Origin of the sequence: Serratia sp. BIGb0163 (assembly GCF_024809935.1) — a bacterium.
Lineage (GTDB): Bacteria > Pseudomonadota > Gammaproteobacteria > Enterobacterales > Enterobacteriaceae > Serratia > Serratia quinivorans.
This window is the reverse complement of record NZ_JANUDZ010000006.1, coordinates 68,739-86,483: the sequence shown is the minus strand read 5'-3', so window position 1 is coordinate 86,483 and position 17,745 is coordinate 68,739. Positions and strand designations below refer to the sequence as shown.

The window sequence follows — 17,745 nt, the reverse complement described above, 5'->3', positions numbered from 1 at the left end:
TCATGGTTGTAGAGGGCGCTTTCCTGCCGCCCTCAGCCCTGGTAAATCAATCAGTCAAATTGCAGCAACACCTTGCAGCAGGTGCGCTGATCTTTTTCGAACATCAGCATCGCCTGTTCAACCTCGTTGGCTGGCACGCAGTGAGTAATGAGTTTCTGCGGGTCGATTTTCCCGCTGGCCATCCAATCGATAACCTGCGGGAAGCGTGCACTGTTAAGACGTGAGGAGAAAATCGACAGCTCTTTACTGGTGATGCTTTGTTGGGTAATGGTGCAGGCATCGCCGGAGAACCCCATGATGCCGATGCGCGCTGCTGGAGAGGCAAGATTGATCGCCTCTTGCAAAATGGCCGGATGGCAGGCGGCGTCGACGATCAACGTCGGGCGAATACCGCGCCGTTCCAGCTCGGCAGGCAATGACGCTTCGGCATTATTGAATGTCCAGTCGGCGCCGTTTTCCTGTGCCATCACCAGTCGTTCATGGATGCGATCGGTGACGATCACCTGTTTCACGCCGTAGACGCCTTTCAGCGTTTGGATCACCGTTAATCCCATCGGCCCGGCCCCGTAGATCAACGCGATATCATCGGCGTTGGGCTGCAGATGGGCGGTGATATTGGCGGCAATGGTGAAGGGTTCGACCATGGCGGCGTGGCGATCGCTGATGCTGTCCGGAATAGGGTAGGCATTGCGCGCTGGGGCACAGGCGTAGTCACTGAAGCCGCCGTCGCGATGCACACCGATCACCTGCAGCTCCGTGCAGACGTTGGGACGACCGATAGAGCAAGGATAGCAATGGCCGCAACTGACAACCGGATCGACCGAGACGCGTTCACCGAGCCGCAGTGGGCTGACATCGCTGCCTACCTGATCAATCACGCCAAAAAACTCGTGGCCGATCACTCGTGGGTAGCGGGCGAACGGGTTATGCCCATGGTAAATATGCACATCAGAACCACAGATACCGGCAAATTTAACCTTTACCCGCACTTCGTTGGCCGCCGGTTGCGGCAGGGGGCGCTGCTGGATAGCCAGCAGGCCGGGCTGTTCAATGACCACGCTTTGCATGGCGCTTTCTCCTGTTACCAGTTCCATAGGGTGCCATCCTCCAGGCGCGCGACCGGCAGATAAGCCGGTTCGTACGGATAACGGGCGGCCAGTTTTTCGTCGAACTCAATGCCCAGCCCCGGTTTGTTGCCAGGGTGCATATAGCCGTCGTTAAAGCTCCAGCTATGTGGGAACACTTCAAGCATTTGTTCGGAGTAACCCATGTATTCCTGGACACCGAAGTTCGGCACCCACAGATCAAAGTGCAGCGCCGCAGCCATGCAGATTGGCGACAGATCGGATGGCCCATGTGATCCGGTGCGCACCTGATACAGCGAAGCAAAATCGGCGATACGGCGCATGCCGGTAATGCCGCCGGCATGGGTCAGGGTGGTGCGGATATAGTCGATCAGTTGTTCTTCAATCAGCTGTTTGCAGTCCCAGATGCTGTTGAACACTTCGCCGACGGCGATCGGCGTGACGGTGTGCTGGCGGATCAGGCGGAAACATTCCTGATTCTCCGCAGGCGTTGGGTCTTCCATCCAGAACAGGCGGTACTGCTCAATGCTTTTACCGAAGCGCGCCGCCTCGATGGGCGTCAGGCGATGGTGCATGTCGTGCAGCAAGTGCTCATCAAAACCAAAGCGGTTGCGCACCGCTTCGAACAGTTTGGGGGTGAAATCGAGGTATTTCTCCGTTGACCACAGCTGTTCTTCCGGCCAGTTGCCCTTGGTGGCTGGCTCGTAAGCCAGCCCTTTACCTTTGGCCATGCCGTAGGTGGTTTTCATGCCCGGCACGCCGCACTGGGCGCGAATGGCTTTAAAACCCAACTCTTTATGTTTGGCGTAGTCGTCGAGCACTTCGTCGATGGAATGGCCGGTGGTGTGGCAGTAAACCATCACGCCGGTGCGCGATGCGCCGCCCAGCAACTGATACAGCGGCATGTTGGCGGCCTTGCCCTTGATGTCCCATAGCGCCATGTCTACGGCGGAGATGGCAGACATGGTGACCGGCCCGCGCCGCCAGTAAGCGCCTTTATAGAAGAACTGCCAGATGTCTTCGATCTGATGGGCATCACGGCCAATCAACTGCGGGCAGACGTGATCTTTAAGATAGGACGCCACCGGCAGCTCGCGGCCGTTCAGGGTGGCGTCGCCGATGCCGGTAATTCCGTCGTCAGTGGTAATCTTCAGCGTGACAAAATTCCTGCCAGGGCAGGTCACAAAAACCTCTGCGTTGATAATCTTCATACGTCTAATCCTGTTCCCATGGGGCATCATAATGGACGAAAAATACGCCATGAACTAACTACCATACAAGTATGATTTAGTGAATTTGCCGGGGAAGATCACATTTTGTCGCGGAAAAAGAGGGGCAGAACAGAAGACCAACAGGGGGCTCAGCGCACAGGCTGAGCCCTATATTCAGCGGTTATTGGGAAGACTGGGTTTGCCCAAGCAGCTCGCAGTTGGGGGGCAGACGGCATTCGATGGCGTTCGGCAGCACTTCAATGCGGAAATGCCTGCCTTTGAGTGGTTCGCCGTCGAGATTAAAGGTCATTTCATGGGGCGCATCGATTTCCAGCCACGGCAGGGCAGCACCGATCACGTTTTTGTTTTCTTCATCGTTAAACAGGCTGGCGATCAGTGTCGGTAACAGTTCGTCAGCAGTCAGCAGCCGCAGTTGCAGCAGGCCATCGTTGATCAGTGCGTCCGGGCATAATTGCTGCCCGCCACCGGCCTGCTTACCATTACCGATACCAATCACCAAAGCGTCACCGGACCAATGGAAATCCGGACCGCGGATCTCGCAGCGATCGGCTTTGAGCGTGTCCATGCGGAGCAAGCCGTGGATAAAGTAGGACACGCCGCCCAACGCGGCCTTCAGTTTTTCCGGCGTTTCGGTCGTGATTCGGGTACCAAAACCGCCGGTCGCCATATTGATGAAATAGCGTTGATCGTTAACTTTTGCCAGATCTATCGGGACGGCGCGGCCTTTGACCGCCAACCGCAGCGCCTGTTCCGGCATCAGCGGGATATTGCAGGCCATGGCGAAGTCGTTGGCAGTGCCCAACGGCAGAATGCCCAATACCGGCCGTCCTTTAGCCGGTAACGCGGCCAATGCTGCAGCCACCTCATTGATGGTGCCATCGCCACCACCGGCAATCAGTGTGGCCACCCCAAGTTGACAGGCCTCCTGCACATAGCGCGCGGCGTCACCCTGTTCCCAGGTGACGCGAACGTGCAGGATTTGGTTCTCATCCCGCAATTTCTGTACCGCCAGGCGAACTTCTTCGTTGCCGGCGCCTTTGCCGTTGATGATAAGCAGCGCTGGTGCTGGTGGATGCATTCCCAATATCTCCCGGCTGTTAACAGATAGTGGGCAACGATAAACTACCCATCAGTGGCAATCCATCAGAATATTCAGTTAATTCTGGCTGGTGCCTCTTGGCAGAGATTATTCCTGCATAATTGACTTAATTTGAGATATGCGAGCTAGATAAGTTAGCGATTATTGTTAATGAAATAAGTAATCGCTGTAGCATTATATTTATATCGCTACGGGGGAAGGTTTTATAAAAATAGATAAAATAACGCTTTGAAAATAGGTGGGTTATATTGGCGGCGCTATAGCGGATATTGGGTTGAAACCAAAGAAAAAGCCAGTCCAAGGGAGATTGGACCGGCTAAGGAGGTGGTTCCTAGTATTGCTATGCAAATATTTTTCGTTCTTAGTTTTAAGCAGCCTGATGTTAACCAAGCTGCGCACTAATTGATGTGATCTAATTCTAATATTTGCCAAAAACCAGCATTAAAAGATAGCGGGCAGAATTTTTACACCGCAGGACTATTGGTCTCCGGCAAATTTCGGATCAGCAATGCGTAATTGAGATCGATATCTGACGGAATGGGTAAATAAACGATATGCCCGTTGCCCGGTGCCACGTCGATCGCTTCACCTTTCTTATTTTGCATGCTCTCCAGGGTAAACAATACGTTACCGCCGGGAGTCATCATCTCGACACTATCGCCGACCATGAACTTGTTTTTCACATCCACTTCTGCCCAACCGTCACGGCGGACGCCGGTGAATTCACCGACAAACTGCTGGCGTTCAGACAGTGAGGAACCGTAATCGTAGTTTTGCTGGGCTTCGTGCACATGGCGACGCAGGAAACCCTCGGTGTAACCCCGGTGGGCCAGACCTTCCAGCGTGGTGAGCAGGGTGGGATCGAATGGTTTGCCCGCGACGGCGTCGTCGATGGCGCGGCGATAGACTTGTGCGGTGCGCGCGCAGTAGTAGAAGGATTTGGTGCGGCCTTCGATTTTCAGCGAATGCACGCCGAGCTGAGTCAGGCGTTCCACATGCTGGATGGCACGTAAATCCTTCGAGTTCATGATGTAGGTGCCGTGTTCATCTTCAAAGGCGCTCATGTACTCATCCGGTTTTTGCGCTTCGGACAGCATAAACACTTTATCGGTCGGCGCACCGATGCCCAGCGTCGGCTCTACGGTTTGTACCGGGATCGGCTCATGCATATGCACGATGTTACCGGTCTCGTCCTCTTTGCCTTCTTCCGCTTTGTACTGCCAGCGGCAGGCGTTGGTGCAGGTGCCCTGATTGGGGTCGCGTTTGTTGATATAACCGGACAACAGGCAGCGGCCGGAGTAGGCCATGCACAGGGCACCGTGGACGAAGATTTCCAGCTCCATTTCCGGTACCTGAGTGCGGATCTCGGCGATCTCCTCCAGCGACAGCTCACGCGACAGGATCACTCGCGTCAGCCCCATTTGCTGCCAGAATTTCACCGTCGCCCAGTTAACCGCGTTCGCCTGTACCGACAAATGAATGTCCATCTGCGGGAAGGCTTCGCGCACCATCATGATCAGGCCTGGATCGGACATGATCAGCGCGTCCGGGCCCATGTCGATCACCGGTTTAAGATCGCGCAGGAAGGTTTTCAGCTTGGCGTTGTGCGGGGCGATATTCACCACCACGTAGAATCTTTTGCCCAGCGCGTGGGCTTCGTTAATCCCCTGTGCCAGATTCTCGTGATTGAATTCGTTATTGCGCACCCGCAGGCTGTAACGCGGTTGGCCGGCATAAACGGCGTCCGCACCATAGGCAAAGGCGTAACGCATGTTTTTCAGCGTCCCCGCCGGGGAGAGGAGTTCCGGTGTAAACATAATGAGTCTCGGTCTGATTTCAGGTCAGTACCGCACCACCAAATGGCGCAGTAAAAGCGGGGGATTGTAGCGGCAGAGCGGCAAGAAATCAGCAGGTAACCGGATTTATTACAGGGAGATTGATCCTGGTCATAAGAAAAACGCGCGATGGCGACCATCGCGCGTCGCTCAGATGATGTTATGCGCTCAAATCGCGCACGTCGGTGCTCGGGCCGTTTTTGATTACCGATTGAATGCCGTTTTTGGCAGCAGTTTCAGAGCTGTACATTTCGCTGACGCCGATCACCTGATGGTTTTTGGCCTTCAGCACAAAGTAAGGCTGATTGCTGGTGCTGTGCTTGATTTCATATTGCGCTTCGTGGGGAGAATTGGTTTGCACCGAGGCAATGCCATTCTCCGCCGAGGCCTTGCTGGCGTACATCTCACTGGCCAGAATGATTTCGCCATTACTGGCTTTCAGGTTGAAGTGGTACTGTCCATTCTTTGCTTTTTTCAGCTCATAGTGACCGATTGCCATGGTTCCTCTCCTGTGGGTTCCGATAAGTGATGTAAGTGTAGCCAATAGCTTGAAATTGGGCGGCTAATAAACCTGACTTGCGCACCATAGCGCAAAAAACAGGCGATTTTTTTGCGCTGGCGTTGAGTTTCAGCCAGCGAAAAGTGCTGTAGCACGAGAAGCTAATGGCGGATTGTGATGCTGAAAGTTTGCGCAGCTGGCCGCATTATTGCCAAGGCAGTATTTCGCCGGCGGCGATGACGCGCTAAGGTTGGCCCGCTGTGCAAGTGGTGGTTAAAAAATGATCGCAGCATCTTGGCATCGAAGCTCAACAGGCATATGCTTAGGCCTATGCCTGTCAGAGGAGATGAAAATGGAAAGAGTCGCGAAGCTGTTTAAAAACGGCAGAAATCAGGCGGTGAGATTACCCGTGGAATTCGAATTCGATACAGATCGCGTGTATATCCGCCGCGATCGGGAGGGAAACGTGATTTTATCGAAATATCCGGCGAAACCTGATAGTTGGGCTCCGCTGCTGCAAATGATCGCACAAACGCAGGTACCGCAGGACTTCCTGACCGCGGAGGATCGTCAGCAGGGGATGGCCACCCGCGATCCCTTTGCCGGGGAAGAATAAGCATGTATATGTTTGATACCAATACGGTCAGCCAGCTCTTTCGTCGGCACCCTCGTCTGCTCGGCTTAATGGAAAAGATCCCGCCTTCTGCGGTCTGCATTTCCAGTGTTACCGAGGCTGAATTGCTCTATGGCGTCGCCAAACGGCAGAGTCTGACGCTGAAAGCGACGGTTGCGGCATTCCTTGATTCCGTGACGGTCTATGCCTGGGACAGTGAAGCCGCGCATTGCTATGGCGCTATGCGGGCGGAGATGACAAAAAACGGGCGAACGATGGGGGCTTTGGATCAGCTTATTGCCGCGCACGCCCAGAGCCGCGGTGCGACGATTGTGACTAACGATAAGGCGTTCGCCATGGTGCCAGGCCTGGCAGTGGAAGACTGGACTTAAAGCCCATTCACCAGCCGGCAAGGCTCGGCTTCCCAGCGATAGCCCACGCCGTACACCGAACGGATAAAGGACTTCTCGCCGTCGATCAGTTCCAGCTTGCGCCGAAGGTTTTTGATATGGCTGTCGATGGTACGGTCGGTGACGACCCGGTAGTCGTCATACAGATTATTCAGCAGTTGCTCACGTGAGAACACGTTGCCCGGTTGGCTGGCCAGCGTTTTCAGCAGGCGAAACTCTGCCGGGGTGAGATCCAGCATTTGGCCCTGATAGCTGGCCTGAAAGCGTGGTTCATCAATGTGAAGCTGGGTTTCTTCCTGCGTATTGTCCAACGGGCGGTAGCAACGGCGCAGAATGGTTTTCACCCTGGCGACCACTTCACGCGGGCTGTAAGGTTTACAGATGTAATCATCTGCGCCGATCTCCAGCCCCAGCAGGCGATCGATCTCCTCGATTTTCGCCGTTACCATCACCACCGGAATATCGGTAAAGCGGCGCAACTCGCGGCAAACCGTTAACCCGTCGCTGCCCGGCAGCATCAAATCCAGCAGGATCAAGGCAGGGGAATGGGCATGTACCGCCGGCACCACCTCACTGCCAGTGGTCAGCCAGTGCGTGGCGTATCCCGCAGCCTGCAGGTAGTCCACCAGCAGTTGGCCCAGCTTGGGTTCATCTTCAACAATCATAATTTGCAACGGCTGGTTCTGGGTTTCCATCATGACGCCTTATTCATTACCGGGGTGGCGAATTCTACAGTAATCCGCACGCCGCCCAAAGGCGAGTGCTGTGCGTAGATCTTCCCGTTGTGTGCTTCCACTATGTTTTGACAGATCGATAGCCCGAGTCCGGAACCGCCGCTGGCGCGATTACGCGAACCTTCGGTACGGTAGAAGCGTTCAAAAATGAGTGCCAGTTGCTCGTCATTGACGCCCGGTGCGCTGTCCTGCCAATAGATTAGCAGGCGGCCCGGCAACGATTCTGCACCGATCTCCAGCTTACCCTCGGCATCGGTATAACGCAGGCTGTTTTCCAGCAGGTTATTAAACAGTTGGTTAAGCCTGTCGGGATCGCCAAACAGCGGTGCCTGCTCTGGTAGCAGTGTCACGATTTCCAGCCCTTTAGCGTGGAACCGGTCGCGGAAGCTGGCGACCGCAACTTGCAGCAGGTGCACACAGTCGAGCGGTGATTTACGGTAGGCGAGCGCGCCGAGATCGGATAACGACAGTTGATGCAGGTCATCGACCAGCTTGGTCAGGGTGGCGACTTCCGCCAGTAGTGAGCTGAGTGAGGCCGGGGTGGGCTGACGCACGCCATCTTGCAAGGCTTCGAGTTCGCCGCGCAACACCGCCAGCGGGGTGCGTAATTCGTGCGAGACGTCGGCCATCACGGCGCGTCGCATCTGCTCATTTTTTTCCAGTGAGGTGGCAAGCTGGTTAAAGTCCAGCGCCAGTCGCCCCAGTTCATCCTGGCTGCTGACCGCCACGCGGGTGCTGAAATCCCCCGCCGCCAGCCGATGGGTGCCCGCTACCAGGCGTTTGACCGGTGCCAGTAGTCCGCGCGACATCAGCCAGGTCACCGCCGCAGCCAACAGGGTGGAGAGGGCGACAATCATCCAACTGGTGCGTCTTTGCTGTTGGTCGAAGTTAATGTCGGTATTGCGCGTCAGCCTCTCTACCGGGGTGGTGAGCACCCAGCCGACAATTTCATTGTTGTAGCGGATGGGATGACGCGGGCCTTCCTTTGGCAGCGGGCCGGAATGCCCCACCAGCCGGTTAAACTGGCTGTCCACCACCCAGAACTGGGTACGCCAGCCCTTGGGCGGCAGATTGTGGCTGCTGTCGCTGTTTTGTTCGAACGAACGCATGATCTGGTAAACCACCTGATCGTTATTGCGCAGAAAGACCCAGTTACCGTGGTGACTGTATTGTTCTTCCAGCGCTTCACTCAGCATGTTGATGCGCTGCTCGTTACTGTTCTTGATGTAGTCGATAAACCCGCGTTCGAAGCTGACACGCACACCCCAGTGCATGGTGATTAACACCAGCATGCAGGTGGCGAAAATCGCCATGAACAGTTTACCGGTAATGCCTATTTTCATTGTTGCAACCTCGTGGAGCCTGTGCCCGGCTCTTTGGTCAGCGTACGGTTAGTGGTGGTATCAGCCGGGACGCGGGCGAAGGCCAACGCAGGCAGGGCGATGATTAATGCCATGCAGCAGTAGCTGTAAATAAACGCGCTGTGGATAGCCGGGCTGTCGGTGACCACCTGATGATGGGCGAAGCTGCCGATCAGAATACCGGCGATGCTGACGCCAAGGCTCATCGACAGTTGCATCACCATCGACAGCAGGCTGTTGCCGCTGCTGGCCAACCGGTCCGGTAAATCTTTCAGCGTCAGGGTATTCATCGCAGAGAAGCGCAGTGAGTTAACCATGCCCTGGAAGAACAGCACCACCGGCAGCAGCCAGATCCAGCCGAGCATGGCCACCAGCGGGAAACTCAGGCTGATCAGCGCCAGCATCAGCGTCGCGGCTACCAGCACGTTGCGGTACCCAAAACGGTTAACCACGCGCACCACTATGCGTTTCATCCCCATGCTGCCGATGATCATCGGGATCATCATCAGCCCGGCGTGGAACGGGGAAAAGCCCATCCCGACCTGCATAAACAGCGGTGTCATAAACGGCAGCATGCCGCTGCCGATACGGCCCAGCAGGCTGGCTGTCAGCCCGACCTTATAGGTCCGGGTTTTGAACAGCCGCAGCGAGAACAGGGCCCGGCTGTTGCCGTGTGCATGCCACCAGTATCCCGCTAGCGCCGCTACGCCAGCCACCACCAGCCCGGCGATGGCGGTAGCGGACAGCCCCATGCCTTTGTGGCCGTCAAGCGCCAGCGTCAGCGTCGCCATCCCGACTGCCAGCAGGATAAAGCCGCTGATGTCGAAGCGCCGGGTCTGCATGCGGTAGTTGGGCATCAGCAGCAGCGTGGCGATGGCCCCGGCGATCCCCACCGGAATATTGATCAGGAAAATCCAGTGCCAGCTGGCGTACTGCACCAAAAAACCACCCAGCGCCGGCCCCATCAGCGGGCCGATTTGGCCGGGCAGGGTGACGAAGGTCATCGCCGCCATATACTGTTCGCGCGGGACGATTTTCATCACTGTCAACCGACCGACCGGCACCATCATTGCGCCCCCGATGCCCTGAACCACGCGTGAGGCGATCAGTTCGTTCAGCGTTTCTGAACGGGCACACAGAATCGACCCCAGCGTGAACAGCACGATGGCGCTGAAGAACACTCGCTGGACGCCAACCCGATCCGCCAGCCAGCCGCTGGCAGGCAACATTACCGCCACCGTCAGCACATAGGAGACGATCACCGACTGCATGCGCAGCGGGTTCTCCCCCAGGCTGACGGCCATCGACGGCAGGGCGGTGTTGACGATGGTGGTGTCCAGCGTCTGCATAAAAAAGCCGAATGCCACAATCCAGAGTTGCCACTGTACCGAGGCGGTGTGTTTTATGAGCATCAATCAGCCATTATTGGGGCAAAGGATCCAGTTTCTTGCCGCGACGGAATTTCATCTGCAGCCGATCAAAATACAGGTAAACCACCGGGGTGGTGTAGAGCGTCAACAGTTGGCTGACGATCAGGCCGCCCACGATGGTGATACCGAGCGGTTGACGTAACTCTGCGCCGTCGCCGTGGGTCAACACCAATGGCAGTGCGCCAAAAAGCGCCGCCAGTGTGGTCATCATGATCGGCCTGAAACGCAGCAGGCAAGCCTGGAAAATGGCGTCATGTGCGCTGATACCGCCGTTGCGTTGTGCATCCAGGGCAAAGTCGACCATCATGATGGCATTTTTCTTCACAATGCCGATCAGCAGCATAATGCCAATCAATGCGATCAGGCTGAACGGCGCGCCGAACAACTCCAGCGCCAGCAGTGCGCCGACCCCGGCAGAAGGCAGGGTGGACAGAATGGTCAGCGGGTGAATATAGCTTTCGTAGAGGATGCCGAGCACGATATACACCGTGGCGATGGCGGCGGCGATCAGCAGCAACTGGGATTTCAACGTTTCCTGGAATACCTGCGCGGTACCGGCAAAGGCCCCTCGCACGGTTGAGGGCACTCCGAGTGCGGTCATGGTGCGCTCTATACCGGCGGTGGCGTCCGACAGGCTGCCGCCATCTGGCAGGTTAAACGAGATGGTCGAGGCGGCCGACAACCCCTGATGGTTGACCGACAGCGGTGCATTGGCCGGTCGCCAACTGGCAAAGTAGGACAGTGGGATCGCCTTGCCGTCGCTGTTGATCACGAACATCTTGTCCAGCGAACTGACGTCCTGGGTATAGGGCGGTGCGACTTCCATCACCACCTTGTACTGATTGAGCGGCTGATAGATGGTCGAAATCTGGCGCTGGCCGAAGGCGTTATTCAGCAGGTTATTGGCATCGGAGACCGAAATCCCCAAACGGGCCATGGTCTCGCGATCGTAAACCAGGTCCATTTCCGAGCCTTTGTCCTGCTGATCGGAGTTGACGTCCGCCAGCTCCGGCAGCGCGGCCAGCGCGGTGCGGATCTTCGGTTCCCATTCGCGCAGCGCAGCGAGGTCATCCGCCATCAAAGTGTACTGATAGCTGGCGTTAGCCTGTCGGCCGCCGACGCGAATATCCTGTACTGCCATCAGGAACAGGCTGGCACCCGGCTCTTTGGCCAATTTGGCGCGCAGACGGGCGATCACTTTCTGTGCATCATCGCTGCGCACCGACAGGGGTTTCAACGAAATAAACATCGAGCCGCTGTTGGTGCGTGAGCCACCGGTAAAACCGGTGACGTTTTCCACATCCGGATCTTCACGCACGATTTTCATGAAATCTTCCAGCTTAACGCGCATAGCCTGGAAGGAAATGCTCTGATCGGCCTGGATAAAGCCCATCAGCCGTCCGGTATCCTGTTCCGGGAAAAAGGTTTTTGGAATACTGACGTACAGCCACACGTTGAGTGCGATGGTGGCCAGAAACACCGCCAGCACCCAGCGCGAGTGGCCAAGCACCCAGCTTAGCGAACGGCCATAACCCTTTTGCAACGCCAACAGCATTTTACCGAAGCCGCGAATGCGCCGCTGCGAGCGCGGCGGCTGGTGGCGCAGCAGGTAGGCGCACATCATCGGCGTCAGCGTCAGCGAGATAATCAGCGACAGCCCGATCGACACCGACAGGGTGACGGCGAACTCGCGGAACAGGCGGCCAGGCAGGCCTTCCATCAGCAGCAGCGGAATAAACACTGCCACCAGCGACACGCTCATCGACAGCACGGTGAAGCCCACTTCACGCACCCCGACCAGCGCCGCATTAATGGGTTTCATGCCGGCCTCGATGTGGCGGGAAATATTCTCCAGCACCACGATAGCGTCGTCGACCACGAAGCCGGTAGCGATGGTCAGTGCCATCAGCGACAGGTTATTCAGACTGAAGCCGCACAGATACATGGCGGTGAAGGAGCCGATCAGCGAGACCGGCACCGCTACCGCCGGGATCAGCGTAGCGCGGCCGGAACGCAGGAAGATGAACACCACCAGGATCACCAGCCCAATGGCGATCACCAGCGACTGTTCGACCTCAGCCAGTGAGGCGCGGATGGTCGGTGAGCGATCCTGGGCGATATTCAATTGGATCGACGCCGGAATATTGTCTTGCAGCGCGGGCAGTTCGGCGCGAATGCGATCGACGGTTTCAATGATATTGGCGTCCGGCGCCCGGCTGATGGCCAGAATAATCGCCGGCTTGGCATTGGTCATCCCGGCGTTGCGGACATCCTGCACCGAATCGTTAACCTCGGCCACGTCGCTCAGGCGCACTGCCGAACCGTTGTTGTAGTGGATAATCAGCGGCCGGTAGGCCTCGGCGGTTTTCAGCTCGTCATTGGCCTGGAGCTGCCAGCGCTGCTGTTGATTTTCCACCGACCCTTGTGGCCTGCGTACGTTGGCATTGCTGATGGTCTGGCGCACTGCATCGAGCGATATGCCCTGATTGAACAGGGCGCTCGGGTTGAGTTCGACCCGCACCGCAGGCAGCGAGCTGCCGCCGACCGAAACGTCACCCACTCCTTCGGTCTGGGCGATTTTTTGCGCCAGCTGGGTCGAGGCAAAATCGTAGAGTTGGCCCTGGCTGTAGGTATCCGAGGTTAGCGTCAGGATCATGATCGGCGCGTCGGACGGGTTGACCTTACGGTAGCTGGGGCGGCTTGGCATGCCGGTGGGCAACAGGCTTTGTGCGGCGTTAATCGCTGCCTGTACGTCACGCGCGGCCCCGTTGATATCACGATCGAGATCGAACTGCAGAATCACCCGGGTGCTGCCCAGTGAGCTCATCGAGGTCATCTCATTGACCCCGGCAATGCGGCCCAGCGCCCGTTCCAGCGGCGTCGCCACCGACGAGGCCATGGTCTCTGGATCGGCACCCGGCAGCGAAGCGCTGATTGAAATCACCGGGTAGTCGACCTGCGGCAGCGGCGAGACTGGCAGCAGGCTGAAGCTGATCACGCCGCTGATGGCGATAGCCAATGTCAGCAGCGTGGTGGCGACCGGCCGGTAGATAAACAGGGCGAAGAATTTCACGGCAGCTCCTGCGCATCCGGCTGACGGCGAGTATTGCGCGCCAGCTTGTCAAACAGCAGGTAGATCACCGGCGTGGTGAACAACGTCAGGATCTGGCTCATCACCAGCCCGCCGACCATACAGACTCCGAGTGGGTGGCGCAGCTCCGCGCCGACGCCGGTGCTGAGCATCAGCGGCAGTGCGCCCAGTAACGCGGCCAGTGTGGTCATCAGGATTGGCCTAAAACGCAGCAGGCAAGCCTGATAAATCGCGTCATACGGCGTCATTCCCTGTTCCCGCTCGGCGGCCAGGGCAAAGTCGATCATCATGATGGCGTTTTTCTTCACGATGCCGATCAGCAGGATGATGCCGATAATGGCAATCACGTCCAGTTCGCTGCCGGCCATCATCAACGCCAGTAAGGCACCGACCCCGGCGGTGGGCAGGGTGGATAAAATGGTCACCGGGTGAATAAAGCTCTCATACAGCACGCCCAGCACGATATACATCGCGACTACTGCCGCGAGGATCAGCCATAAGGTGCCGCCCAGCGCTGCCTGGAACGCCAGCGTCGCGCCCTGGAACTGGGTGGTGATGTCTTTCGGCAGGTTGAGGTTTTTTTCTGCCAGAGTGATGGCGTCAACGGCTTCTCCGAGGGAATAATTGCCTGCGACGTTAAAGGAGATGGTGGCCGCCGGGAACTGATCCAGATGGTTAACCGACAGCGGCCCGAAGCGCTGTTCAATTTTGGCGATGGTGCTCAGTGGCACTATGGTGCCGTTGCTGCTGGTCAGACGGATATCATTCAGCGCCGCCAGCCCTGGCGTAGTGCTGACGTCATGTTCCAGCACCACGCGGTACTGGTTGGCCTGGGTGTAAATGGTGGAGATCAACCGCTGACCGAAGGCGTTGTACAGCGCATTATCCACGTCGCTCATGCTGATGCCGAGGCGAGAGGCCGAATCGCGATCGACATTGACATAGGCCACTAGGCCCTGATCCTGCCAGTTACTGGTCACGTCCGCCAACTGCGGCGTTTGTTGCAGTTCCGCCATCAGTTTCGGTACCCACAGGCTGAGATCGTCCAGCGACATCGCCTGCAGGGTGAACTGGTATTGGGTGCGGCTGACCTGAGTATCGATGGTCAGATCCTGTACCGGCTGCAGATACAGCTTCACACCGGGGAACTGGGTACTCATCTGTTGCAGTCGGGTGATGATGGCCGGAATACGCTCGCTGCGTTCGCTTAAGGGCTTGAGGTTGATCTGCAAGCGGCCACTGTTGAGCGTGGAATTACTGCCATCGACGCCGACAAACGACGTCAGGCTTTCCACCGCCGGATCCTTGAGAATTTCTGCCGCCACCTGCTGTTGCCGTTCGGCCATATTGCTGAATGACACCGACTGCGGTGCCTCCAGCGTGCCCTGAATGATGCCGTTGTCCTGCACCGGGAAGAAACCTTTCGGGATCAGCAGGTACAGCAAGATGGTGAGCAGCAGCGTGCTGAACGCCACGCCGAGCGTCAGCCACGGGTGGTTGAGCACCGTTTTCAGCCATTTGCCGTAGCGGGCGATAACCCGATCAAAGAAACGCTCGGAAGCCGCGGAAAAACGGTTCTGCTTACGCAGCGATTCGTGGCTCAGCATGCGCGCGCACATCATCGGCGTCAGCGTCAGTGAAACCACGGCGGAAATCAAAATCGCCACCGCCAACGTCACGGCAAACTCGCGGAACAGTCGGCCGACGATATCCCCCATAAACAGCAGCGGGATCAGCACTGCCACCAACGAGAAGGTCAGTGAAATGATGGTGAAGCCGATCTCACCGGCCCCTTTCAACGCCGCATCGAGCGGTTTTTCCCCCTTTTCGATATAGCGCGAAATGTTCTCAATCACCACGATGGCATCATCGACCACAAACCCGGTGGCGATGGTCAATGCCATCAGCGTCAGGTTGTTAATGGAGAAGCCGAGGAAGTACATGGCGGCAAAGGTACCGATCAACGACAGCGGTACCGCGACGCTCGGAATAATGGTGGCCGGTACGTTGCGCAGGAATACATAAATCACCATTACCACCAGTGCCACCGCCAACAGCAGTTCGAACTGCACGTCGCTGACCGAGGCGCGAATGGTGGTGGTGCGATCGGTCAGTACCTTGACGTCGACCGATTTTGGCAGGCTCTTGATCAACTGGGGCAGCATCTCGCGGATGCTGTCGGCGGTGGTGATCACGTTCACCCCCGGCTGACGCTGGATGTTCAGCACAATCGCCGGTTGTTTATTGGCCCAGGCTGCCAGCCGGGTATTTTCTGCGCCCTGTTCGATGGTGGCGATATCCTGCAGGCGGATCGCCGCGCCGTTTTGGTAGGCGACAATCAGTTGGCGGTAATCGTCGGCGGACTTCATCTGATCGTTGGCGGATAGCGTGACCGAGCGCGTCGGGCCATCCAGGCTGCCTTTGGCGGAGTTGACGTTGGCATTGCTGATGGCGGTGCGGATAGTTTCGCTGTCCAGGCCGTAGGCGGCAACGGCCGCGGCATTAAGTTTTACGCGCACCGCCGGCCGCTGACCGCCGGAGATAGTGACCAGCCCGACGCCGGTGACCTGCGATATTTTCTGCGCTACGCGGGTTTCCACCATGTCTTCCACCTGAGTCATAGGCATGGCGGATGAGGTCACGGCCAGCGTCAGGATCGGTGGATCGGCAGGGTTAACCTTGCTGTAAATCGGCGGGTAGGGCAGATCGCTCGGTAACAGGTTGGTGGCGGAGTTGATCGCCGCCTGTACTTCCTGTTCGGCGACGTCGAGCGGCAGTTCAAGCTGGAATTGCAGCGTCACTACCGAGGCGCCGCCGGAGCTTTGCGATGCCATCTGTTTCAGGCCGGACATCTGGCCAAACTGGCGCTCCAGCGGGGCGGTAATGGCCGAAGTGACCACGTCCGGGCTGGCGCCAGGGTACAGCGTGACCACCTGAATGGTCGGATAGTCAACTTCTGGCAGGGCGGAAACCGGCAGGGCGCGATAACCAATAATCCCCGCCAGCAGGATCGCCACCATCAACAGCGTGGTCGCGACCGGGCGCAGAATAAACAGGCGGGATGGGCCACCGCCGGGGTTAGGTGGCATCACCTGCATCAGGATTTCCCCTGAGCGCGAGTTGGTTGGCTCGGTTTAGTCGCTGCCGAAGCCGTCTGCGGCGTCACCACTTCTACCTGCATGCCTTCTGTCAGACGATCGATACCGTCGGTGACTACCCGATCGCCGACGTTCAGGCCGGCGGTGATCACCACCTGTTGGCTATCCTGCATGCCGGTGGTGACCAGGTGTTTGTTGACTTTGTTCTCTTCACTCAGGGTCCAGACGAAGTTGCCTTCGTTGCCCATCTGTAGCGCTGCGGTCGGGATGACCATGGCATCGTGCAGCGTCGCCACCTTCAAACGTGCATTCACAAACTGGTTGGGAAACAGCGCATCGTCCTCGTTGGTGAAACGCGCCTTGAGTTTGATGGTGCCGGTGGTGGTGTCGATTTGGTTATCCAGGCTCAGTAATGAACCGGTTGCCAGTTGATTTTGGTTGGTGCGATCCCAGGCTTCGACGCTGACCGGGCCGGCTTTTTGCGCTTTGATCAAGTCGCTGATATTGGCTTCCGGCAGGGTAAACACCACATCGATAGGATGAGTTTGGGTGATCACCACAATGCCGGTGGTGCTGCCGCTGGTGATGTAATTGCCGACATCCACCAGTTTCAGGCCGACGCGACCGTCGATCGGCGCGGTGATGCGACTGTAGGTGATTTGCAGCCTGGCGCTGTCCACCGTGCCCTGATCGGCCTTGATCGCCCCCTCAGTCTGCTGCACCAATGACAATTGGGTATCCAGATCCTGCCGCGAGACCAGATTGGTTTTCGCCAGTTGCTGGTAACGCGCCAAATCGCGCCGGGCATTAGCGAGCGTGGCCTGGTCTTTTGCCAGTTGCCCCAATGCCTGAGTCAGTTGCACTTCAAACGGGCGCGGGTCGATTTCCACCAGCAGATCGCCTGCCTTGACCTGTTGGCCTTCGGTAAAGTGGATCGCCATCAGTTGGCCGTCAACCCGGCTGGTGACGGTCACGGTGTTGGCGGCGGTGGCGGTGCCCAGTCCGGAAAGATAGCGTGGTACCGTCTGCTGCGTGACGGTCGCGGCCTGTACCGGTGACATCGGTGCCCCACGTCGGCCAGCGGCCGCCTGGCCTTTACCTGCGTGGCGCGCATGCGGTGCAGCATCCGTGGCAGGTTGCGCAGCGCGGAAGTGACGCCAAATCAGCACGGCGGCAATAGCCACAATGACCACCACCAGCAGGCGCAGTATCAGTGAACGACGTGGGTTTTTTGCATTCATGGTGGTGAAAATATCTC

Annotated in this window: 13 protein-coding genes; 2 read left to right on the top strand and 11 right to left on the bottom strand. The window is 57.5% G+C overall.

Annotated features, from left to right (window positions below):
• Nucleotides 1–50: 50 nt before the first annotated feature.
• The 5 genes from M2406_RS19315 to M2406_RS19295 all read right to left on the bottom strand — a co-directional run bounded on the left by M2406_RS19315 (nt 51) and on the right by M2406_RS19295 (nt 5,750).
• Nucleotides 51–1,067 (bottom strand): Zn-dependent oxidoreductase, encoded by a 1,017-nt coding sequence (locus M2406_RS19315; RefSeq protein WP_017893651.1) that lies wholly within the window; start codon nt 1,065–1,067, stop codon nt 51–53.
• A 14-nt stretch (nt 1,068–1,081) separates the two neighbouring features.
• Complete coding sequence (gene manD / locus M2406_RS19310) at nt 1,082–2,296, bottom strand: D-mannonate dehydratase ManD (protein ID WP_259191043.1); 1,215 nt, start codon at nt 2,294–2,296, stop codon at nt 1,082–1,084.
• A 181-nt stretch (nt 2,297–2,477) separates the two neighbouring features.
• A complete protein-coding gene (yegS, locus tag M2406_RS19305) occupies nt 2,478–3,395 on the bottom strand; it encodes a lipid kinase YegS (protein WP_259191042.1) in 918 nt (305 codons plus the stop codon).
• A gap of 485 nt (nt 3,396–3,880) precedes the next feature.
• Entirely contained in the window at nt 3,881–5,233 is a 1,353-nt protein-coding gene (gene yegQ, locus M2406_RS19300) for a tRNA 5-hydroxyuridine modification protein YegQ (protein ID WP_112364037.1), read from the bottom strand.
• Nucleotides 5,234–5,411: 178 nt separating this feature from the next.
• Nucleotides 5,412–5,750, bottom strand: coding sequence for a YegP family protein (locus M2406_RS19295; protein ID WP_112364038.1), 339 nt, complete (start codon nt 5,748–5,750; stop codon nt 5,412–5,414).
• 352 nt (nt 5,751–6,102) lie between these two features.
• Between M2406_RS19295 and M2406_RS19290 the strand changes: the two genes are divergently transcribed.
• Nucleotides 6,103–6,366, top strand: a complete 264-nt coding sequence (locus M2406_RS19290) for an antitoxin (RefSeq protein ID WP_012146268.1) — start codon at nt 6,103–6,105, stop codon at nt 6,364–6,366.
• Between the two features lie 2 nt (nt 6,367–6,368).
• Nucleotides 6,369–6,755 (top strand): type II toxin-antitoxin system VapC family toxin, encoded by a 387-nt coding sequence (locus tag M2406_RS19285; protein ID WP_259191041.1) that lies wholly within the window; start codon nt 6,369–6,371, stop codon nt 6,753–6,755.
• On the opposite strand, the gene baeR is transcribed toward M2406_RS19285, so the two are convergent.
• The 6 genes from baeR to M2406_RS19255 are packed head-to-tail and all read right to left on the bottom strand — an operon-like array spanning nt 6,752 to nt 17,728.
• A complete protein-coding gene (gene baeR / locus M2406_RS19280) occupies nt 6,752–7,468 on the bottom strand; it encodes a two-component system response regulator BaeR (protein WP_259191144.1) in 717 nt (238 codons plus the stop codon). The two genes, M2406_RS19285 and baeR, sit on opposite strands and share 4 nt — an antisense overlap.
• Entirely contained in the window at nt 7,468–8,850 is a 1,383-nt protein-coding gene (baeS, locus tag M2406_RS19275) for a two-component system sensor histidine kinase BaeS (protein WP_012146265.1), read from the bottom strand. Before baeS ends, baeR begins: the two co-directional genes overlap by 1 nt.
• A complete protein-coding gene (locus tag M2406_RS19270) occupies nt 8,847–10,280 on the bottom strand; it encodes an MFS transporter (protein WP_012146264.1) in 1,434 nt (477 codons plus the stop codon). Before M2406_RS19270 ends, baeS begins: the two co-directional genes overlap by 4 nt.
• Nucleotides 10,281–10,290: 10 nt before the next feature.
• A complete protein-coding gene (mdtC, locus tag M2406_RS19265) occupies nt 10,291–13,371 on the bottom strand; it encodes a multidrug efflux RND transporter permease subunit MdtC (RefSeq protein WP_259191040.1) in 3,081 nt (1,026 codons plus the stop codon).
• Complete coding sequence (locus tag M2406_RS19260; RefSeq protein ID WP_115184047.1) at nt 13,368–16,487, bottom strand: MdtB/MuxB family multidrug efflux RND transporter permease subunit; 3,120 nt, start codon at nt 16,485–16,487, stop codon at nt 13,368–13,370. The genes mdtC and M2406_RS19260 overlap by 4 nt, the downstream gene beginning before the upstream one ends.
• Nucleotides 16,487–17,728, bottom strand: coding sequence for an MdtA/MuxA family multidrug efflux RND transporter periplasmic adaptor subunit (locus M2406_RS19255; RefSeq protein WP_259191039.1), 1,242 nt, complete (start codon nt 17,726–17,728; stop codon nt 16,487–16,489). Before M2406_RS19255 ends, M2406_RS19260 begins: the two co-directional genes overlap by 1 nt.
• Nucleotides 17,729–17,745 lie beyond the last annotated feature (17 nt).